Source organism: Clostridium sp. LIBA-8841, assembly GCF_057782475.1.
Genome location: NZ_CM173488.1, coordinates 3,746,689 through 3,765,823, shown reverse-complemented (window position 1 = coordinate 3,765,823; position 19,135 = coordinate 3,746,689). Strand labels below are relative to the sequence as shown.

Annotated in this window: 16 protein-coding genes and 1 riboswitch; of the genes, 11 read left to right on the top strand and 5 right to left on the bottom strand. The window is 29.9% G+C overall.

The window, feature by feature from the left end:
* Nucleotides 1-17: 17 nt before the first annotated feature.
* Together AC2A4K_RS16805 and AC2A4K_RS16800 are read left to right on the top strand one after the other, a co-directional pair.
* Nucleotides 18-2,174 carry a YhgE/Pip domain-containing protein gene (locus tag AC2A4K_RS16805; RefSeq protein WP_322504847.1) on the top strand — a complete coding sequence of 719 codons (2,157 nt, stop codon included), beginning with the start codon at nucleotides 18-20 and terminating at the stop codon, nucleotides 2,172-2,174.
* A gap of 127 nt (nucleotides 2,175-2,301) precedes the next feature.
* Nucleotides 2,302-3,789, top strand: a complete 1,488-nt coding sequence (locus tag AC2A4K_RS16800) for an N-6 DNA methylase (RefSeq protein WP_322504846.1) — start codon at nucleotides 2,302-2,304, stop codon at nucleotides 3,787-3,789.
* A gap of 1 nt (nucleotide 3,790) precedes the next feature.
* On the opposite strand, the gene msrA is transcribed toward AC2A4K_RS16800, so the two are convergent.
* Together msrA and AC2A4K_RS16790 are read right to left on the bottom strand one after the other, a co-directional pair.
* Nucleotides 3,791-4,264 (bottom strand): peptide-methionine (S)-S-oxide reductase MsrA, encoded by a 474-nt coding sequence (gene msrA, locus AC2A4K_RS16795; protein ID WP_322504845.1) that lies wholly within the window; start codon nucleotides 4,262-4,264, stop codon nucleotides 3,791-3,793.
* Between the two features lie 333 nt (nucleotides 4,265-4,597).
* Entirely contained in the window at nucleotides 4,598-5,191 is a 594-nt protein-coding gene (locus AC2A4K_RS16790; RefSeq protein WP_322504844.1) for a sugar O-acetyltransferase, read from the bottom strand.
* Nucleotides 5,192-5,323: 132 nt separating this feature from the next.
* Here AC2A4K_RS16790 and AC2A4K_RS16785 point away from each other — a divergent pair, with 132 nt between their 5' ends.
* The 4 genes from AC2A4K_RS16785 to AC2A4K_RS16770 all read left to right on the top strand — a co-directional run bounded on the left by AC2A4K_RS16785 (nucleotide 5,324) and on the right by AC2A4K_RS16770 (nucleotide 9,920).
* A complete protein-coding gene (locus AC2A4K_RS16785; RefSeq protein ID WP_322504843.1) occupies nucleotides 5,324-6,106 on the top strand; it encodes a staygreen family protein in 783 nt (260 codons plus the stop codon).
* 91 nt (nucleotides 6,107-6,197) lie between these two features.
* Nucleotides 6,198-6,307: riboswitch (SAM riboswitch) on the top strand.
* Nucleotides 6,308-6,444: 137 nt separating this feature from the next.
* Nucleotides 6,445-7,731 carry an O-acetylhomoserine aminocarboxypropyltransferase/cysteine synthase family protein gene (locus AC2A4K_RS16780; RefSeq protein WP_322504842.1) on the top strand — a complete coding sequence of 429 codons (1,287 nt, stop codon included), beginning with the start codon at nucleotides 6,445-6,447 and terminating at the stop codon, nucleotides 7,729-7,731.
* Nucleotides 7,732-8,598 (top strand): homoserine O-acetyltransferase/O-succinyltransferase family protein, encoded by an 867-nt coding sequence (locus tag AC2A4K_RS16775; RefSeq protein ID WP_322504841.1) that lies wholly within the window; start codon nucleotides 7,732-7,734, stop codon nucleotides 8,596-8,598.
* A 32-nt stretch (nucleotides 8,599-8,630) separates the two neighbouring features.
* Nucleotides 8,631-9,920: a homoserine dehydrogenase gene (locus AC2A4K_RS16770; RefSeq protein ID WP_322504840.1), complete on the top strand. Its 1,290-nt coding sequence runs from the start codon at nucleotides 8,631-8,633 to the stop codon at nucleotides 9,918-9,920.
* A gap of 41 nt (nucleotides 9,921-9,961) precedes the next feature.
* Here the strand turns inward: AC2A4K_RS16770 and AC2A4K_RS16765 are convergent, their stop codons facing one another.
* Nucleotides 9,962-11,311 (bottom strand): YjiH family protein, encoded by a 1,350-nt coding sequence (locus AC2A4K_RS16765; protein WP_322504839.1) that lies wholly within the window; start codon nucleotides 11,309-11,311, stop codon nucleotides 9,962-9,964.
* A gap of 305 nt (nucleotides 11,312-11,616) precedes the next feature.
* Between AC2A4K_RS16765 and hcp the strand changes: the two genes are divergently transcribed.
* Nucleotides 11,617-13,266, top strand: coding sequence for a hydroxylamine reductase (gene hcp, locus AC2A4K_RS16760; RefSeq protein ID WP_322504838.1), 1,650 nt, complete (start codon nucleotides 11,617-11,619; stop codon nucleotides 13,264-13,266).
* 74 nt (nucleotides 13,267-13,340) lie between these two features.
* Here hcp and AC2A4K_RS16755 read toward each other — a convergent pair whose 3' ends face one another.
* Complete coding sequence (locus AC2A4K_RS16755) at nucleotides 13,341-13,607, bottom strand: hypothetical protein (protein WP_322504837.1); 267 nt, start codon at nucleotides 13,605-13,607, stop codon at nucleotides 13,341-13,343.
* Between the two features lie 90 nt (nucleotides 13,608-13,697).
* Nucleotides 13,698-14,990 carry an NCS2 family permease gene (locus tag AC2A4K_RS16750; protein ID WP_322504836.1) on the bottom strand — a complete coding sequence of 431 codons (1,293 nt, stop codon included), beginning with the start codon at nucleotides 14,988-14,990 and terminating at the stop codon, nucleotides 13,698-13,700.
* A gap of 182 nt (nucleotides 14,991-15,172) precedes the next feature.
* On the opposite strand from AC2A4K_RS16750, the gene AC2A4K_RS16745 reads away from it, so the two are divergent.
* The 4 genes from AC2A4K_RS16745 to AC2A4K_RS16730 all read left to right on the top strand — a co-directional run bounded on the left by AC2A4K_RS16745 (nucleotide 15,173) and on the right by AC2A4K_RS16730 (nucleotide 19,038).
* Nucleotides 15,173-15,946: an SDR family NAD(P)-dependent oxidoreductase gene (locus tag AC2A4K_RS16745; RefSeq protein WP_322504835.1), complete on the top strand. Its 774-nt coding sequence runs from the start codon at nucleotides 15,173-15,175 to the stop codon at nucleotides 15,944-15,946.
* A gap of 66 nt (nucleotides 15,947-16,012) precedes the next feature.
* Nucleotides 16,013-16,891 carry an SDR family oxidoreductase gene (locus AC2A4K_RS16740; RefSeq protein WP_322504834.1) on the top strand — a complete coding sequence of 293 codons (879 nt, stop codon included), beginning with the start codon at nucleotides 16,013-16,015 and terminating at the stop codon, nucleotides 16,889-16,891.
* 86 nt (nucleotides 16,892-16,977) lie between these two features.
* Nucleotides 16,978-17,787: a glutamate 5-kinase gene (proB, locus tag AC2A4K_RS16735; protein WP_322504833.1), complete on the top strand. Its 810-nt coding sequence runs from the start codon at nucleotides 16,978-16,980 to the stop codon at nucleotides 17,785-17,787.
* Between the two features lie 3 nt (nucleotides 17,788-17,790).
* A complete protein-coding gene (locus AC2A4K_RS16730) occupies nucleotides 17,791-19,038 on the top strand; it encodes a glutamate-5-semialdehyde dehydrogenase (protein ID WP_322504832.1) in 1,248 nt (415 codons plus the stop codon).
* Nucleotides 19,039-19,135: the final 97 nt, after the last annotated feature.

Sequence of the window (19,135 nt, the reverse complement as noted above, 5' to 3'; positions counted from 1 at the left end):
ATTTTAAGAGGTGAAATATGAAGAAAATTTTTAAAATCTTTAGAAGAGATTTAAGAAATATAAGAAAAAATCCAGCGGCTTTAGCAATAGTCATTGGATTATGTATAATACCATCTCTTTACGCATGGATTAACATTAAAGCATGTTGGGATCCTTATGTTAATACAGGAAATTTACCAGTTGCCGTTGTCAATAATGACAAGGGCGCTGTGGTAAATGGTAAAGAGGCAAATGTAGGAAATGAGATAATAGATGAACTTAAAAAAGATAATAATATAGGATGGCAATTTGTAGATAGTTGGCAAGGAAATTATGGATTAAATGAAGGTAAGTATTATGCAATGATTGAAATACCTTCAAACTTTTCAGAAGGATTAACAAGTTTAACTACAGGAAATCCTCAGAAGCCAGATATTATATATAAGGTAAACGAGAAAACAAATGCCATAGCAAATAAAATAACAGATGTTGCTAAGGATGAAGTTACAAAAGAAATAAAATCTAACTTCGTTGATACAGTAAACAAAGAAGCTTTTGATCTTTTAAACCAATTAGGAGGAAAACTAGAAACTAATAAACCGGAAATACTACAAATAAGAAATACTTTAGAAAGTGCTAATAGTAGTTTAAAAGAAATTCAAGATTTTGTTCAAAAAGCTAATGGTGATTCAAAGAATTTAAGTACTTACTTAGCTAGTGTTAAAAGTGATTTGCCAAAGGTAACTGAGCAAATAAATAACCTACAAAATACTGTTGAGGCAAGTAAGAGTTTAATAACATCAACTCAACAAACAGTTAGTTCAGTTTCAAATAGCTTTAGCGGTGATGTTATAACAATGCAATCAATGAATCAAGAATTACAAAGCTTACTTACAAAGCTTAAAGAATTAAGTGCAGCTATGGATAATTCAAAAATGATTGAGACCATAGATAAATTAATAGCATCAACAGATTCATTAAATAAAGTTATAACTAGTAATATAGAAGCATTAGAAAAAATTAATGCAGTAAAACCAAATTCTGCAATAAGCGATTTAATAAATAAATTAAATAAAACAAAAGATTTAGTAACAAATGAAAGAGAGCAATTAGTTGCCTTAAAAACAGCTTTATCAAATAATGAAAGTAAGGAAAATATAGCTAAAGCAATAGATTCAATTTCAAATGTAAGTAATGAAATAAGTTCATCTTTAGTGACTGTTTCAAATAATTTTTATAGTAATGGTATGCCGGCTTTAAATACTATAGGAGATTCATTAAAGGGTGGATTAGATACTGCAAACTCAGTATTAGAGACAACAAAGATTGTTATTCCTCAGTTAAATGCTTTAGCTACATTTGGAATTGCTAGTAGTGATGTTGCTAGCCAACAGGCTGATCAAATAACAAGCAAACTTAGTGAATTCCAAGATGCAATAAGTCAATTAATAGAAAAAACTTCAGGCTTAACAGAGGAAAATTTAAATAATATAATTGATATTATGAGTAAGAATCCTGATGAAATAGCTTCATTTATATCAGCTCCTGTATCTGTTAAAAAAGAAGACGTATATGATGCAGGAATATTTGGAGTAGGACTTACACCTTTCTATACTGTTTTAGCAATTTGGGTTGGTTCATTATTACTTACATCATTATTAACAGCTGAATGTGAAGATTTTGAAGATGGAACAAAGCTTAATTTTCTTCAAAAACATTTTGGTAAGATGTTATTATTCCTATTAATATCATTAATTCAATCAATAATAATAGTTTTAGGTGATATATTTATACTAGGAGTAAATCCAGTGAATATGCCATTAATGTTTGGTTTTGCCATAATTAGTTCTATAGTGTTTACAGTTATAATATTTACACTGGTATCACTGTTTGGAAATATAGGGAAGGCGATAGCCATAGTTATAATGGTATTCCAAGTAGCAGGGGCTGGTGGTATTTATCCAATACAAACAAATCCTAAAATATTTGAAGTGCTACAACCATTATGGCCATTCACTTATGCTATAGATGGATTTAGAGAGGCTATAGCAGGACCAATATGGGATGCTGTGGTAAAAGATATAAAGGCCTTGGGTGTATTCTTTGTAATATTCCTTGTTTTATGTGTTCTTAAAAAACCATTCCATAAAATAACTGAATTTGTAGATCATAAATTTAGAGAATCAGGATTATAGGAAGAAAAGAGTAAAGATTTAATCTTTACTCTTTTTATTTTGTAAAGATATCGGAAATTGATAATTAACAAGAAAAATGTGGTAAAATAAAATAGGAAAATATTTCTTGTTAATGCGAGGTTTTTTTATGGGAAGAAAAGAAAAATGCTTATATAAGCAAATTAGCATAGAGTATAAGGATATTATTGATGTTAGAGAAATAGGATATTATGCTACACCTGCATTCGTTGCAAGATATATAGGAAAAAGAATTATGGAAGTAAACAATCAAGGAAAAACATTATTTGATCCATGTTGTGGAAAAGAAGAGCTAACAGACTATTTTAGTGATTTAGGGATAAAGACAATTGGCATGGACTTAATAAGATATAAGAAAAATTATAGGTGTGAATTTAGGAAAGAAAACTTTATTAAGCATTATTGTATTCATAAATATGATGGTGAATGGGATTATGATTATTATATTGCTAATCCACCATATAATTGTCATGAGGTAGATTTTATAAGGAATAACAAGGATATGTTAAAAGAGTACTTTCATGAGGTGGGAGTACATAACATGTATAGCATGTTTATGGCAGCAATAATAGATAAGGCTAAGGAAGGGGCTGTTATTGGTCTTATTACTAATGATTCTTTTTTTTCGGCTAAAAATTATAAGGAACTTAGAAAAAAGATACTTAAGGAATGTTCCATATATGAAATAACTATGTGTCCTAGAGAGCTTTTTCATACACAGGGGGCTGATGTTAGGACAAGCATACTTATTTTAAGAAAAGGAACTAAGTATCAAAAAGATATTATTGTAAATAATAGGTCAAAATCCTTGGAAGAGTTTAAAGAACTATTGATAAAGGATATTAGAAAAGAAGTTAAGGAACGGTATTATAGCTTAGGAGAAATTATTCTTCATAATAAAAAGGATAATTTAGAGTTTATAATAGAATGTCCTAGTGATATAAGGAAATTATTCAATAATACTAGATTAGGAGAAAAGTTTAAGTGTATAACTGGAATTTCTACAGGTAATGATAAAGAGTATTTATCTAAATACAAGGAAAATAAATTTAATATTCCTTTTTACAAAAATCCAGGAAAGGATAAGTTTTATACAGATAGAGAGATATATCTTCATGAAGATTTTTTAGAAATAGAAAAAAGAGTTTCGAATTTTAATGTTAGAAATAAAGATATGTTGTATAAGGGTGGAATAACATGTTCATCTATGGGAGTTTCTTTTAATGCCTGTATATTACCTAGAGATTCTACTTTCGGAGTTAATCCAAATATAATATGTGAATCTGAGGACGTTTGGTGGTTATTAGCTTATCTAAACTCATCTTTAGTAACTTATCTTGTTAGAGGAGCTTTAATAAGAAGCAACATGATAACCTCAGGATATGTATCTAGAATACCGCTATTAAACTTTACTAAAGATGAAAAAGATAAACTTATGTATTTAGCTCAAAAATCCTATAAACTTAGGAAAAAAAACTTTAGTATAGAAGCAGAATTAGATGCCATAGATAAAATAGTTAATCATGTTGCTAAAATATCAGAAGAGTCTAAAGCGTTTATTTTAGAATTTAAAAAGCATTTAGTTGAAGTTACTTAGTTTAGTCTAGTTTTATGTGACAGTAACCATTAGGATTCTTTTTTAAATATTTTTGATGATATTCTTCAGCCTTATAATAGTTTTCTAATGGTTTTACTTCAGTTACTACCTTTTTAGAATAAGATTTTTGAATTTCATCTTTACTATCTAAAATTTCTTTTAAATCAGAAGGGTCTACATAGTAAATACCAGTTCTATATTGGCTACCAACGTCATTTCCTTGTTTATTTAATGATGTTGGATCTATTATTGTCCAAAAGTTGTCTAATAACTCTTTAAGAGATATTATAGTTTCATCATAAGTTACAAGGCAAACTTCAGCAAAATAAGTATTTTTAGTACATATTTCTTCATAGGTTGGATTTTGCGTACGACCATTGGCATAACCAACTTCTGTATCTATCACGCCATTAATTCTTGATAAGAACTCTTCAACACCCCAAAAACAACCACCTGCTAATACAATCTTTTTCATAATAAATCACCTCTATAAAATATTCGTTGAAATTAGGAGTAATAACCGTTATATAATGTGTAAAAACCTGTTAATGTTATTATAAATTAAGTTAATGAATATGAGGATAATATAATATTAATATTCATTTTTTTATTATTTTTAATTATTTTAATAGTATGCACTGTTATTGAGTTTTCTTTTTACCAAGTAGTTTTAGTTAAAAGAAAATCAAACCTCTTATGAAAAGAATGTTAAAGACCCTGTAGAAAGTGTTATAAACAAAGTTGGTTTAAAATAGAAAAAGGTTGTATCAAAACTTCTAATAAGTTATTTTGATAAAACCTATTTTATTTAAGCTTGGCTAACCTCAATTTCTTTTATTATTTTAGCTGGATTTCCACCTACAACTACGTTATTAGGGACATCTTTAGTCACAACTGCTCCAGATGCTATAACAACATTATTTCCTATAGTAACTCCTGGATTTATTGTAGCATGTCCTCCTATCCAAACATTATCACCTATTGTTACAGGTTTACCAAATTCAGATTTTAGTCTTTCAATAGGATCTATTGGATGAGTTGCTGTGTAGATATGAACACCAGGTGCAATGAAACAGTTTTCTCCTATTGTAATTTTACAAACATCAAGCATAACACAATCAAAATTTGCATAGAAATTATCTCCTACTGATATGTTGTATCCATAATCACATTTAAAGTTAGGTTCTATATATATACTTTCACCAGTTGAACCAAATAGCTCTTTTAAAATATTACTTCTCTCTTTAAATACTTCATCAGCATCTTCTTCATTATTAGGAAGATCTAAGTTGTTAAACTTTTGAAATAAAATTCTTGCTCTAAGTCTACCTTTAGTTAACTCTTTATCTTGAGGATCATAAGGTAATCCCGCTAACATTTTTTCTTTTTCTGTCATAATCATATATAATTCCTCCATAGTATATTCTCAAGTTCATTTTAGCAATAAACTAGTTATTTTTCACCATTTAGGCATAAATATAGTTAAAAATTCATATAGTGAATAGCTAATATTATTTTTTTGAGGTGTTAGATAATGTTTAATCCTAAGATGTTAAATTTAGAATTTAGGAATGGAATTAAAGATGAAGAACCAATAGAGGGGAGAAAGTACACATTAGTTCATAGTGATGAAACAGGAGAATTGTTTCTAACAACAGCATTAACATACGCATATGATAAAATAAATTCAATGAAAAGAGATGAGGTTTTTGGTGACTGGAAGAGAATAGATGATAGATTTATTTTAAAGGTATATGTTTATGTTGATGGAATGGGAGGTAGAGACGAAGCTGCAAAGAGAAATATGATTTTTAGAAAAGAGTTGCCTTTAGCTTTATCAGCAATAAGATATGGTGATAGAAAATTCTTAGAAGATCATAAGGAATTATTAAATAGTAGAATACTAGTAAGATTCATATCTGCTTATGAAGAGTTTAATAAGATTGAAAATTATGGATCCATTAATGATTATAATGTTAGAATGGAATCTACTAACAATAAGGAAGAGACTTATATGGAAGAGAGTATTTTTAATGATAAAGATCCTCTAACAAATCAATTTATAGTTACTCTTTTAAATCCATATATCAAGGAAGAGGTTGTAAAGTTATATAAAAAGGACATGTATTATTGTTTAAAGGATGTACAAGTTCTAGAGCTAATTAAGGGTAGAACAGATAATGAGTGTGAATTTAATTATAAAATTTATGTTGGAGTTAAAGTTGGTGAAATGCAACCAGTATATAATAATCTTATAATTGAATTCTTAGTAACACCTAATAAAGTTACAACTATAAGCGTTAAAAATCCTAGATAAATAAAATTTAATGTTTAAATTTTATAATAATATTGTAAATGGAATTTTAATACATTATAATTGTTTTAAAATTAAAAAAACTAGTATATATCTTTTATTAAGAACGGTGGAGGGACTGGCCCTATGAAGCCTAGCAACAGCTGATCATCATAGATCAGAATTGTGCTAAATCCTGCAAGGAGAAATCCTGAGAGATAAGAGATTGTAGAGATATTTGCGTGATTTTTTATTATGCATTTAGAGCTATTTCTTTGTCTTAAGGACTGAGGAATAGCTTTTATTTTTGGAGATATTTAATTAATAAAAGATTGCTAGCTAATAAAAGAGGGGGCTTTAAAATGAGTAAAAATTTTAGTAAGGACACATTATGTATAAGAGGAGGATTTAATCCTAAATCAGGTGAGCCAGTGACTCAGCCATTAGTACAAAGTACATCATATAAGTTTGAAAGTTGTGATCAGGTAGCTAATCTTTTTGATTTAAAAGAAGATGGACATATATACACTAGAATAAGTAATCCAACAGTTAGCAATTTAGAAGAGAAGTTTTTAGCTTTAGAAGTTGGTGTAGGTGCAGTATCAGTATCATCTGGACAATCTGCAGTATTATTAGCAGTTTTGAATATTTGTAAGGCAGGAGAACATATAGTAGTTTTATCAACGGTTTATGGAGGAACATTTAATCTTTTAGGAACAACATTAAAGAAATTAGGAATAGATACTACCTTCGTATCTCCAGATTGTAGTGAAGGTGAGTTAGAAGAAAGCATAAAGGATAATACTAAGCTTATAATTGGGGAAAGCTTAGGAAATCCATCTTTAAGGATTTTAGACATGAAAAAATTCTCTAAGGTTGCCAAATCAAATGGAATTCCATTAATAGTAGATAATACAGTTGCGACACCATACTTATTTAATCCACTAGAACATGGAGCTAATATAGTTGTTCATTCAACTAGTAAGTATTCAGATGGTCATTCATTAGCTCTTGGCGGAATAATTGTTGATGGAGGGAACTTTAATTGGGATAATGGAAAGTTTTCATGTTTAGTTGAACCAGATGAAAGTTATCATGGACTTAAGTATGTTGAAACTTTTGGGGAGGCAGCTTATATAACTAAGCTTAGAGTTACTTTGCTTAGAGATTTAGGATGCACAACAAGTCCATTTAATGCTTATCTAACTAATATAGGTTTAGAAACATTACATCTTAGAATGGAAAGACATAGTTCAAATGCTTTAACATTAGCTAGATTTTTAGAAAAAAATGAAAATGTAACTTGGGTTGACTATCCTCTTTTAGAATCTCATAAAGATTATGAGCTAGCTAGAGAATACTTTACAAAGGGTGCTTCTGGACTTTTATCTTTTGGAATAAGAGGAGGAAGAGAGGCTGCTAAGAAGTTTATAGATAACTTACAGTTAGCTCAGTTGGTAGTTCACTTAGGAGATGTTAGAACTACTCTTTTACATCCAGCTAGTACAACACACAGACAACTTTCTTCAGAGGATTTAATAAAAGCTGGAGTAACTGAAGATTTAATTAGGGTTTCTGTAGGAATAGAAGGAATAGAAGATATAATAAAAGATTTTGAACAAGCTTTTAGTAAATTAGGTGATGAATAAATGGGTTTATTTTTTAAATCATTGGAACTTGAGGGGATAAAAATATTAGGACTTAATGAGATATTCTCTCAGAAGGAGTGCAAAAAGAAAAGGAAAAGAATAGGTGTTTTAAATTTAATGCCAATTAAAGGAGAAACTGAGGTTCATATATTAAATATCCTATATAAATGTGGAGAAGATTTAGATATTGATTTTATAAGATTAGAATCACATAAATCAAAACATACCTCTAAAGAGTATTTAGAGAAAAATTATAGAACTTTTAATGAGATTAAGGATAGATTAGATGGAATGATTATAACTGGAGCTCCTTTGGAGAAGTTGGAGTTTAGTGAGGTTTCATACATTAAAGAGCTAATTGAAATTTTTGATTACTTAAGAAAATATGAGAAGAAAGCTCTATATATTTGCTGGGGAGCACAGGCAGCTTTAAATTATTTTTATGGAATTAGAAAAGTTGTTTTAGATAATAAGGTCTTCGGAGTTTTTTCGCATGAAATACTTAAAAAAGGAGATATTTTGCAGGGAATAGAAAATGGATTTAAGGCACCACATTCAAGACATTCAACTTTAAGTAAGGAAGATGTTTTAAATAATAAAAATCTTCAGGTTTTGGCTGAAAATGAACTAGGGGAATTTACTTTTTTAAAAGGAAAATCTAATGATTATTATATATTAGGACACTTAGAGTATGGTAAAGACGTGCTAAAAAAGGAGTACTTAAGAGATAAAGCTAAAGGAGAATTTATAGAGATTCCTACAAATTATTTCCAAGGAAATGATGAAAGCAAGGATATAATATTTTCTTGGGAAAAGACTGCTGAAAGAATATATAAGAATTGGATTCAGGGTATAGCATTTAATTAAAGCAATAAGCATATTTTAAGGGGGAATATTTTATGAAGAGTATAAAAATTGCATTACTTGGGCTAGGTAATGTGGGCAGCGGAGTTTGGAAGATATTCAATGCCAATAAAGAGGAGATTGTAAAACGTTCTGGTTATAATATTGAAATTAGCAAAATATTAGTTAGAGATATCAATAAGAAGAGATGTGTTGATGTTCCAAAGGAACTTTTAACTACAGACTATAATGATATTTTAAGTGATGATGATATTAAGATTGTTGTTGAACTTATGGGGGGAATAGAACCAACTAAAGAATATATAATTAATGCAATGAAAAGAAAAAAGCATATAGTAACTGCTAACAAAATGTTATTAGCAATTCAAGGAGATGAACTCTATGAAATTGCTGATAAAGAGGGTGTAGGACTAAACTACGAGGCTAGTGTTGCAGGGGGAATTCCAATAATAGCTGGAATAAATGAGAGTTTAACTGCCAATAAGATAGAAAGTCTTTATGGAATAATAAATGGAACCACAAATTATATTTTGACTAAGATGCAATTTGAGGGAAGTAGTTTTGATGAAGCATTAAAAGAGGCTCAAGAAAAAGGATATGCAGAAGCAGATCCAACATCAGATATAGAGGGGTATGATGCGCAATACAAACTATCAATATTAGCATCGCTGGCTTTTGGAACAAAGATAAGTACAGAGAATGTATATAGAGAGGGGATAACAGGAATAACAAAGAGTGATATTGAGTGTGCAAACCAATTTGGATATGTAATAAAATTATTAGGAATTATTAAAGAGGTAGAAGGTGAATTAGAACTTAGAGTTCATCCAACAATGATTCCTAAAAGACATCCATTAGCTAACGTCCATGATTCATTTAATGCTGTGTTTGTTAAGGGAAATGCTGTGGGAGATTTAATGTTTTATGGAAAGGGAGCAGGGGATTTACCTACAGGAAGTGCTGTAGTAAGTGATATAATTTCAATAATCAGAAATAATATAAGCTTAGAAGCAGAAGGATTAGTAACTAAGAATAATCTTTGGGTTAGAGAAACAAGAAGTTTTGATGAAATAAAGAGCAAGTATTACATGATGATATCAGTTGAAGATAAAATAGGAGTTTTAGGAACTGTAACTAATGTATTTGGAAAGAGTAATGTGAATGTTAAGTCTATTGCTCAAAGGGAGGTTAAAAATAATTTTATAAAGTTAGTATTAACTACCCATGAAACAAAAGAAGAAAATATAAAGCAAGCAATCAAAGGGTTAGAAAGACTAGAAGAAATCTGTACAGTTCATAATGTTATAAGAATAGAGGATTTTTAAATACAAAAAAGAGATTGTCATATGACAATCTCTTTTGCTTTTTAGAATAATAAGTGTGCTGCAAGTGCTATAACTGGTAGAGTAACTAGTGTTCTCATTAAGAAAATCATAAATAACTCTTTTAGGTTTAGTGGAATTTTTGATCCTAAAATAACACTTCCAACCTCTGATAGATATATAAGTTGAGTTACTGAAACACAAGCAACTACGAATTTAGTCATATCACTAAGAATAGTTTTTGATGCTATAACTGATGGTAAGAACATGTCAGCAAATCCAACTATAACAGTTTGAGATGCAGCAGCAGCTTCTGGAATTCCTAAAATCTTAAATAGAGGAATGAAAGGAACTCCAAGCCATTGGAATACAGGAGTATATTCAGCTACCATAAGAGCTAATGTACCCATTGCCATAACTACAGGTAAAACACCTATCCACATTTCAAGCACATTTTTAATTCCATCAGTGAAGAATTTCTTTAAGCTACTTTCATTTTGTGCTTTTTCAACTGCCTTAGCAAGTCCGAAAGTAAAAGGAGTAAATCCTTCTGGAACATCTTCTGCATTCTTAGGTTCTAAGTTGTTATAATAAGCATCTGGTTTCTTACTAAGAGGCCAAATTCTTGGAAGAATTATAGCAGCAACTACACCAGCAAGAGTAACTGTTAAGTAGAATGGAATAAACATATTCTCTAATCCAACTTGTGATAAAACAACAAAGCTAAAAGTTATTGAAACAACTGAGAACATTGTACTAACTATACAAGCTTCTCTTTCTGTGTAAAATCCTTCTTCATATTGCTTTGAAGTAAGTAATACTCCAATAGTTCCATCACCTAACCAAGAAGTCATACAGTCAATTGATGAACGACCTGGTAATTTAAATAATGGTCTCATTACTTTAGTAAGTAGAGCACCACAGAATTCTAATAAACCGAAGTTTAAAAGAAGTGGTAGGAACAATCCTGCAAAGAAGAATACAACAATAAGTGTTGGTAATAGATCATTTAATATGAATGTACCTGTTGAGTCAGACTTTATTATTTCAGGTCCTATTCCAGTGAATGCTGATATTATAAATAATCCACCTAATAATCTTCCGATTGTCCAGATCCAGTTAACATTTAATAATGAGTTTAAAAAAGTATTCTCTATTATAAATTTTGGCTTAAATGCTTTAGTTATTATTGTTAATGAAGCAGCTATTACAACAACTATCATTGATAAAGTAGGTAAATAATCTCCGATAACATCCTTAAGTCTAGTTGTGAAAAATGCTACTGGTATTGTTATATTTCCACCATCGTTTATAGGAACCATAAAAAGAATTACTCCTAATAACGACGGAATTATAAACTTTAGTAAATCAGACGATTTGTATTTAGTTTTCAAAATTAGTCCCCCTTTTATTAAATAAATAAATTAGTACAAGGCTTATTATATATAAAAATATGTATAAAATCAATAAAAATGTGCATAAAAATAATGAATAATGTATAAATATTCAGAAACTAACTGTTTTTATACAAAAATTTCTATTATTAAATAAATTTATTAAAGGTGTAACATAAGTTACCGAGTTCATGATATGTACATTGTATAATCGTAAATGTAAGGTAGCTAAGAGAGCTGCCTAATAAAAAGAAACTTAAAAATAGAATTTACATATAAAGATTAAAAAAATGGAGGAATGAATAATGAGTATGTTTTGTTTTCAATGTCAAGAAACTGCAGGATGCAAAGGTTGTACTGTAAGAGGTGTTTGTGGAAAAACTGAAGATGTAGCGAAAATACAAGATCTTTTAATTTTTGTTACTAAAGGTTTAGCTACTGTAGCTAATGAAGGAAGAAAAGTAGGAATAGTAGATAATAAAGTAAATAGAATGATAATAGATAACTTATTTATTACTATTACTAATGCAAACTTTGACTTTAAAGCAATAGAAAAAAGAGTTAAAGATACTTTAGCGGCAAGAGAAGAGTTAAAAGAAAGAGTGCAAGCTAAAGGTGGAAATCCAGTAGGAGCAGACTTTAAAGGATGTGCAACTTGGACAGCTACAACTAGCGAAGAAATGATAGCAAAAGCTTCAGAAGTAGGAGTATTAGCTACAGAAAACGAAGATATAAGAAGCTTAAGAGAGCTTATAATGTATGGATTAAAAGGATTAGCTGCATATATGGAGCACGCTATGAACTTAGGACATGATAAAGAAGAAGTTCATGCATTCATGGCAGAAACTTTAGTTAAAATATTAGATGATTCATTAAGTGCAGATGAATTAACTGCTTTAGCTTTAGAAACAGGTAAATTTGGTGTTGATGGAATGGCATTATTAGATGAAGCTAACACTTCAACTTATGGTCATCCAGAAATAACAAAAGTTAATATAGGAGTTAGAAATAACCCAGGAATATTAATATCAGGACATGACTTAAAAGACTTAGAAATGTTATTAGAACAAACTGAAGGAACTGGAGTAGATGTTTATACTCATGGTGAAATGTTACCAGGACACTACTATCCAAAATTCAAAAAGTATGCTCATTTTGCAGGAAACTATGGTAATGCATGGTGGTTACAAAATAAAGAGTTTGCATCATTCAATGGACCTATATTAATGACTACAAACTGTATAACACCAGTTCAAGATTCATATAGAGGAAGAATATTCACAACAGGGGCTGTAGGATATGAAGGATGTACTCATATAACAGCTGATGAAAATGGACATAAAGATTTCTCACAAATAATAGAGTTAGCTAAAACTTGCAAAGCTCCAACAGAAATAGAAACAGGAGAAATCGTAGGGGGATTTGCTCATAACCAAGTTCTTGCTTTAGCAGACCAAGTAGTAGATGCTGTTAAATCAGGAGCAATAAGAAGATTCTTCGTAATGGCTGGATGTGACGGAAGAGCTAAATCAAGAGATTACTATAGAGAATTCGCTGAAAAATTACCAAAAGACACTGTTATCTTAACAGCTGGATGTGCTAAATATAAATATAATAAGTTACCACTTGGAGATATAAATGGAATTCCAAGAGTTTTAGATGCAGGACAATGTAATGACTCATATTCATTAGTTGTAATAGCTTTAAAACTTGCTGAAGTATTTGGAACAAGTAGTGTAAATGAATTACCAATAAGCTACAACATAGCATGGTATGAACAAAAAGCTGTAATAGTATTACTATCATTATTACACTTAGGAGTTAAAAACATTCATTTAGGACCAACTCTACCAGCATTCTTATCACCAAATGTAGCTAAAGTTTTAGTTGAAAACTTTGGTATTGGTGGAATCACAAACGTAGAAGATGATATGAAGATGTTCCTAGGAGAATAGTTAAGAAGAAAATATATAGATTTGATATTTAACATTAGTTAAATTAATAAAGAATAAAGACTAACATACATATGCTAGTCTTTATTTTTATTACTTGAGTTATTATTTGAATTATTGTTTGAATTATTATTTGAATTATTATTTGAATTATTGTTTGATTTAGCTTTTAAGCTATCAAAATAGGAAAAGCTAGCAGAATATACTACTATGTTAGAACCTAGAGCAATAAAAAAGTTACCTAAAACATTGAGTTGATCAGCATTATATTTAGTAGAGAAATCTTTAGCTATTAGAATACAAAGAGCATTAAGTTGATCAGGAGATAAGTTAAAGAGTTCCATGTAATATACTCCTAAATTTTTCTATATAACTATTATATAAAAAAAATCCCTTATTGATATCAATAAGGGATTTTAATTTATAGTTTAAAGCTATATTTGAGTTGCATGAAGTATAAAATATATTAAAAAGATTGCTGATATAACGTACATAGGGATTGAAACGTCTTTATACTTCTTTGTTGCTAACTTACAAATAGGATAAGCTATAAATCCAAAAGCAATACCATCAACTATACTAAATGTTAAAGGTATTATAGTTAAGGTAATGAATGAAGGGAATGATTCTGTAAAGTCTTCAAAGTTTATTGAAACTATATTTTGAATCATTAATCCTCCGATTATTATTAATACTGGTGCTATTGCTGCGTTTGGAATAAGTGATATAACTGGTATAAAGAAGATTGATATTAAGAATAATAATCCTGCAAATATAGCAGTTAAACCTGTTTTACCACCAGCAGCTATTCCAGCACTACCTTCTACAGTTGAAACTGAAGGACTAGTACCGCAAATACCACAAATTATAGTGGTAAAAGCAACAGCATTAAGAGCCTTTTGTCTTTTACTAGGTTGTTTTAACATACCATCAATTTGTCCATGAAGTAATCCTATATTCTCAAATACTAAAACCAAAGTTAGTGAGAATGTTGCAACCCAGAATGTAACTGAAGATATTTCACTAAAATCAGCTGACATAAAGACTTCTTTGTATTCATTGAAATTAGGTAGTGAAAATTGGAAGCTTGATAAATCAACGATTCCAAATAATATTGATATTACAGTTCCAGATAAAATTCCTATTAAGAATGAACCTGGTACATTTTTTATAAATAAAATTAGCATTATTATCATAGTTATGAAGAAAACAATAACTTCTTTAGATGAAATATCACCTAATGCAACAAGTGTTGAACTGCTTCCTACTACTAGACCAGCTTTTTGTAATCCTAAGAAAGTAATAAAAATACCAATTCCAACAGTTATTGCTTCTTTCAATGAGTTCGGTATTGAGCTAGTTAGAATTTCTGCTAAAGGTGTAACCGCTACCACAATGAACAATAATCCAGCTACTATAACAGATGCTAGAGCTTGTTGGAAAGTAAGACCCATAGTAGTTACTATGGTATATGTAAATAGTGCATTAATCCCCATACCAGGCATTATAATAAGTGGAGCATTACTTAGTAGTGCAACTAGTACACATCCAATTAATGTTGCTAAAACTGTAGCTATTATAAGAGGTTCAACAGGGACACCTCCATCACTAAGTATGCTAGCATTTACTACAATTATATAAACTGCAGCAAAAAATGAGGTAAGACCAGCAAGTAATTCTGTTCTTATATTTGTTTCATGTTCTTTAAGTTTAAAAAAGTTTTTCATCCTTTCTCCTTTTCAAAAAAATAGCGCCCTCACCCTCCCACATCATAGATGCAAGTGTTATTATATCATATGTTAAACGTTTAATAAAGTTTTTTAAAATAAAGGTTTACAGAAAAAACTTGACAATTTAGTAAAAAACATAATAATTGTTTTATTAAGGATTTTTTAGAGGGGAATTTTTTATGAAAAAAACAGTTTTAATAACAGGAGCAACTAGTGGAATTGGATATAAATTTTCTAAGATATTCATAGAAAATGGATATAATGCAATTTTAGTAGGAAGAAATTTAGAAAAATTAAGAGAATTACAAGAGTTCTCAGTGAAAAAATCTGTAAGTGCTTACATATATAAGGCTGATCTTAGTCTTAATGAGAGCATAGATAGTTTATATAAAAAAATAAAAGATGATGTAGGAAGAGTGGATATACTAATTAATAATGCTGGTATAGGATTCAATGGAGAATTTAATGAAATAGATTGGCAAAAGCAATTAGATGTAATAAACGTAAATATTATAAGTTTAACAAAATTAACGAAATTGTTTTTAAAGGATATGATAGATCAAGGAAGTGGAAAAATCTTAAATGTTGCCTCTACAGGAGCATATCAACCAGGTCCTTTAATATCTGTTTATTATGCAAGTAAGGCATATGTTTTATCCTTTTCAGAAGCTCTTAGAGAAGAAGTTAAAGATAAAGGTGTTGATGTGATTACATTGTGTCCAGGAGCAACAAAAACTAGCTTTTCAAAGAGAGCAGGAAAAGGAGATTTAGATGTGGCAATGAGTGCCGAGGAAGTTGCTGAAATAGGATATAAAGCTTTAATGAAAAATAAAGCTATATGTATTCCAGGTTTTATGAATAAAATATTAGTTTTCTTATCTAAGGTTTCACCTATAACTTTAAATGCAAAAATCGTTAAGAAAATACAAAGTAAAGCTATAAGTAAAAAATAATTGAGAATAATAAGCTTATAAATAATTGAGTTAAAGTTAAATGTTATATTAAGGAGGAAATTATTTATGAGTAATGAAAATTTATTCCCAAGACAATTCCCAATTCAAAATCAAAGTGTTCATCCAGGAGTAGAAAGTGATATGAATCCTCTACCTATATATGAGTTGCCTGAATATATAAATGATGGAAAAAGGCTTAAAAATAAGGTAGCTATAATCACTGGAGGAGATAGTGGTATAGGAAGAGCAGTAGCTTTAGCTTATGCTAGAGAAGGTGCTAAGGTTTGTATTATTTATTTAACAGATAAAGAGGATGTAGATGCAAACAAAACTAAGGAGCTTATTGAAAATATAGGAGCTGAGGTATTAGTTTTAAAGGGTGATATATCCAAAATTGAATTCTGTAATGAAAGTGTTAAAAAGGTTATTGATAAGTGGGGAAAACTAGATATATTAGTTAACAATGCTGCTGTTCAACATGATTCTAAAACGTTAGATGATATAGGACCAGAGCAGTTTGAAAATACATTTAAAGTAAATGTTTTTGGAACCTTTTATATGACTAAAGCTGCTTTAAAACATATGGAGTGTGGAGCTAGCATAATAAACACAACTTCTATTGTTGCTTATAGAGGAAATGAGACTCTTCTTGATTATTCATGTACAAAAGGCGCTTTAACAACATTAACAAGAACTCTATCATCTATGCTTGTTCCAAAAGGAATAAGGGTAAATTCAGTTGCCCCAGGACCTATATGGACACCTCTTATACCTTCAACTATGGGTGGAGGAAAGGTTGCTAACTTTGGAAGTGATTCTCCTATGGGAAGAGCTGGGCAACCAGTAGAATTAGCAGGCGCTTATGTTTTCTTAGCTTGTAATGAATCATCATATATATCAGGTATAACAATACATATAAATGGTGGAGAAATTATAAATGGGTAGTTTCACGATTTAAAATATTAGAATATAATATACTTATAATTTAAGGAAGAAAATATATTTGTAAATAAAAAGGGGGAAACCTACAAATGAGAAAAATATTGAAAGATAGTAAGAGGATAGTTGTTAAGGTTGGAACTTCTACATTAACTTATGAGAATGGAAGTACAAACTTAATGAGAATAGAGAAGTTATCTAGGGTAATTTCTGATATATGCAACATGGGAAAAGAAGTTGTTCTTGTTTCATCAGGAGCTATTGGGGTTGGAGTTGGAAAGCTTAGACTTGAGAAAAAACCAGAAAGTATAAGAGAAAAACAGGCTGTTGCGGCTGTTGGACAATGTGCTTTAATGCATATATATAATAAGTTTTTTGGGGAGTATAGTCACGTTGTGGCACAAGTTCTTTTAACTAGAGATGTATTAGAGAATGAAAGAATGAAAAATAACGTATGTAATACCTTTGACACTCTATTAGAAAAAGGAATAATACCAATAGTTAATGAAAATGATGCTATTTCAATTGATGAAATAGAGAATATATTAAATTTTGGAGATAATGATAGTCTTTCTGCTACAGTTGCCACTTTAGTAAAAGCAGATACATTAATAATATTATCTGATATAGATGGATTCTACGATTCGGATCCAAGAAGTAATAAAGATAGCAAAATGCTTAAAGAAGTTTGTGAGATAACTCCAGAGATAGAAGAGTGTGCAGGAGGCGCTGGAAGTAATAGAGGAACAGGCGGAATGGTAACCAAGCTTTCAGCAGCTAAAGTAGCAACTAGCCAAGGAATAGATATGATTTTAGCTAATGGAGAAAATCCAGAAATATTAGTAAACATATTAAATGGTGAAGATGTAGGAACTATGTTTGTTGCTAAAAAGGGGGAATAAAGAATGAATAATGAACTTATCATAAAAGGTAAGAAAGCAAAAGAGGCTTCTTATGAACTTTCATTTGCATCTACTAATGAAAAGAATAATGGGCTATTAAAAATAAGTGAAGCATTAGTAAAAAGATGTGATGAAATATTAGAAGAAAATAAAAAAGATCTTCAAAAAGCTATTGAAAAGGGAACATCTAATGCAATGCTAGATAGATTAAAACTAGATGAGGAAAGAGTTAAATCTATAGCTAATGCTGTTGCAGATGTTGTTAAGTTAGATGATCCAATAGGAGAGGTTACATCTATGTTTAAGAGACCTAATGGGCTTAGAATAGGAGTTCAAAGGGTGCCATTAGGAGTAGTTGGAATAATATATGAGGCAAGACCTAATGTAACTGCTGATGCTGCTGCTTTATGCTTAAAAACAGGGAATGCTGTTATTTTAAGAGGGGGTAGCGAGGCTATAAATTCTAATTTAAAGATAGTTGAAATTATAAGTGATGCTTTAAAGGAAGCTGGACTTCCTGAAGGAGCTGTACAAATATTAGAAGATACTTCAAGAGAAACTGCTACAGATTTCATGAGATTAAATGATTATTTAGATGTTTTAATTCCAAGAGGAGGAGCAGGGCTTATAAAGGCTGTAGTAAATAATGCTACTGTTCCAGTAATCGAAACTGGAGTTGGAAACTGTCATATATATATAGATGATGAAGCTGATATAGATATGGGAGTAGACATAATTATTAACGCAAAAACATCAAGACCTGCTGTATGTAATGCTGCAGAAAAATTATTAGTTAATGAAAAAATTGCAGGGAAATTCTTACCATTAGCAATAAAAGCTTTAAGAGAAAAAGGTGTTGAAATAAGAGGTTGTGAGAAAACTAAAGCAATCGTTAAGGATATAAACATGGCAACTGAAGAGGATTGGGGAAAAGAATATCTAGATTATATTCTTGGTGTTAAGATTGTTAAAAATTTAGATGAAGCTATTGATCATATAAATAAATATGGAACAAAACATTCAGAGTCAATAGTAACTAAGAACTATTTTAATTCAGAAAAATTCCTTCAAAGAGTTGATGCGGCTGCGGTATATGTGAATGCTTCAACAAGATTTACGGATGGTGGAGAATTTGGATTTGGGGCTGAAATTGGGATAAGTACACAAAAGCTACATGCTAGAGGACCAATGGGACTTAAGGAATTAACAACAAGTAAGTATATAATTTATGGAAATGGACAAATTAGGTAAGTTAAAAAAGGGCTTTTTAAATTAAAGCCCTTTTGTTTTATAAAATCAATAATTTTTACTAAATAATTAACTTTTAAATATTGTATAATATTTATAA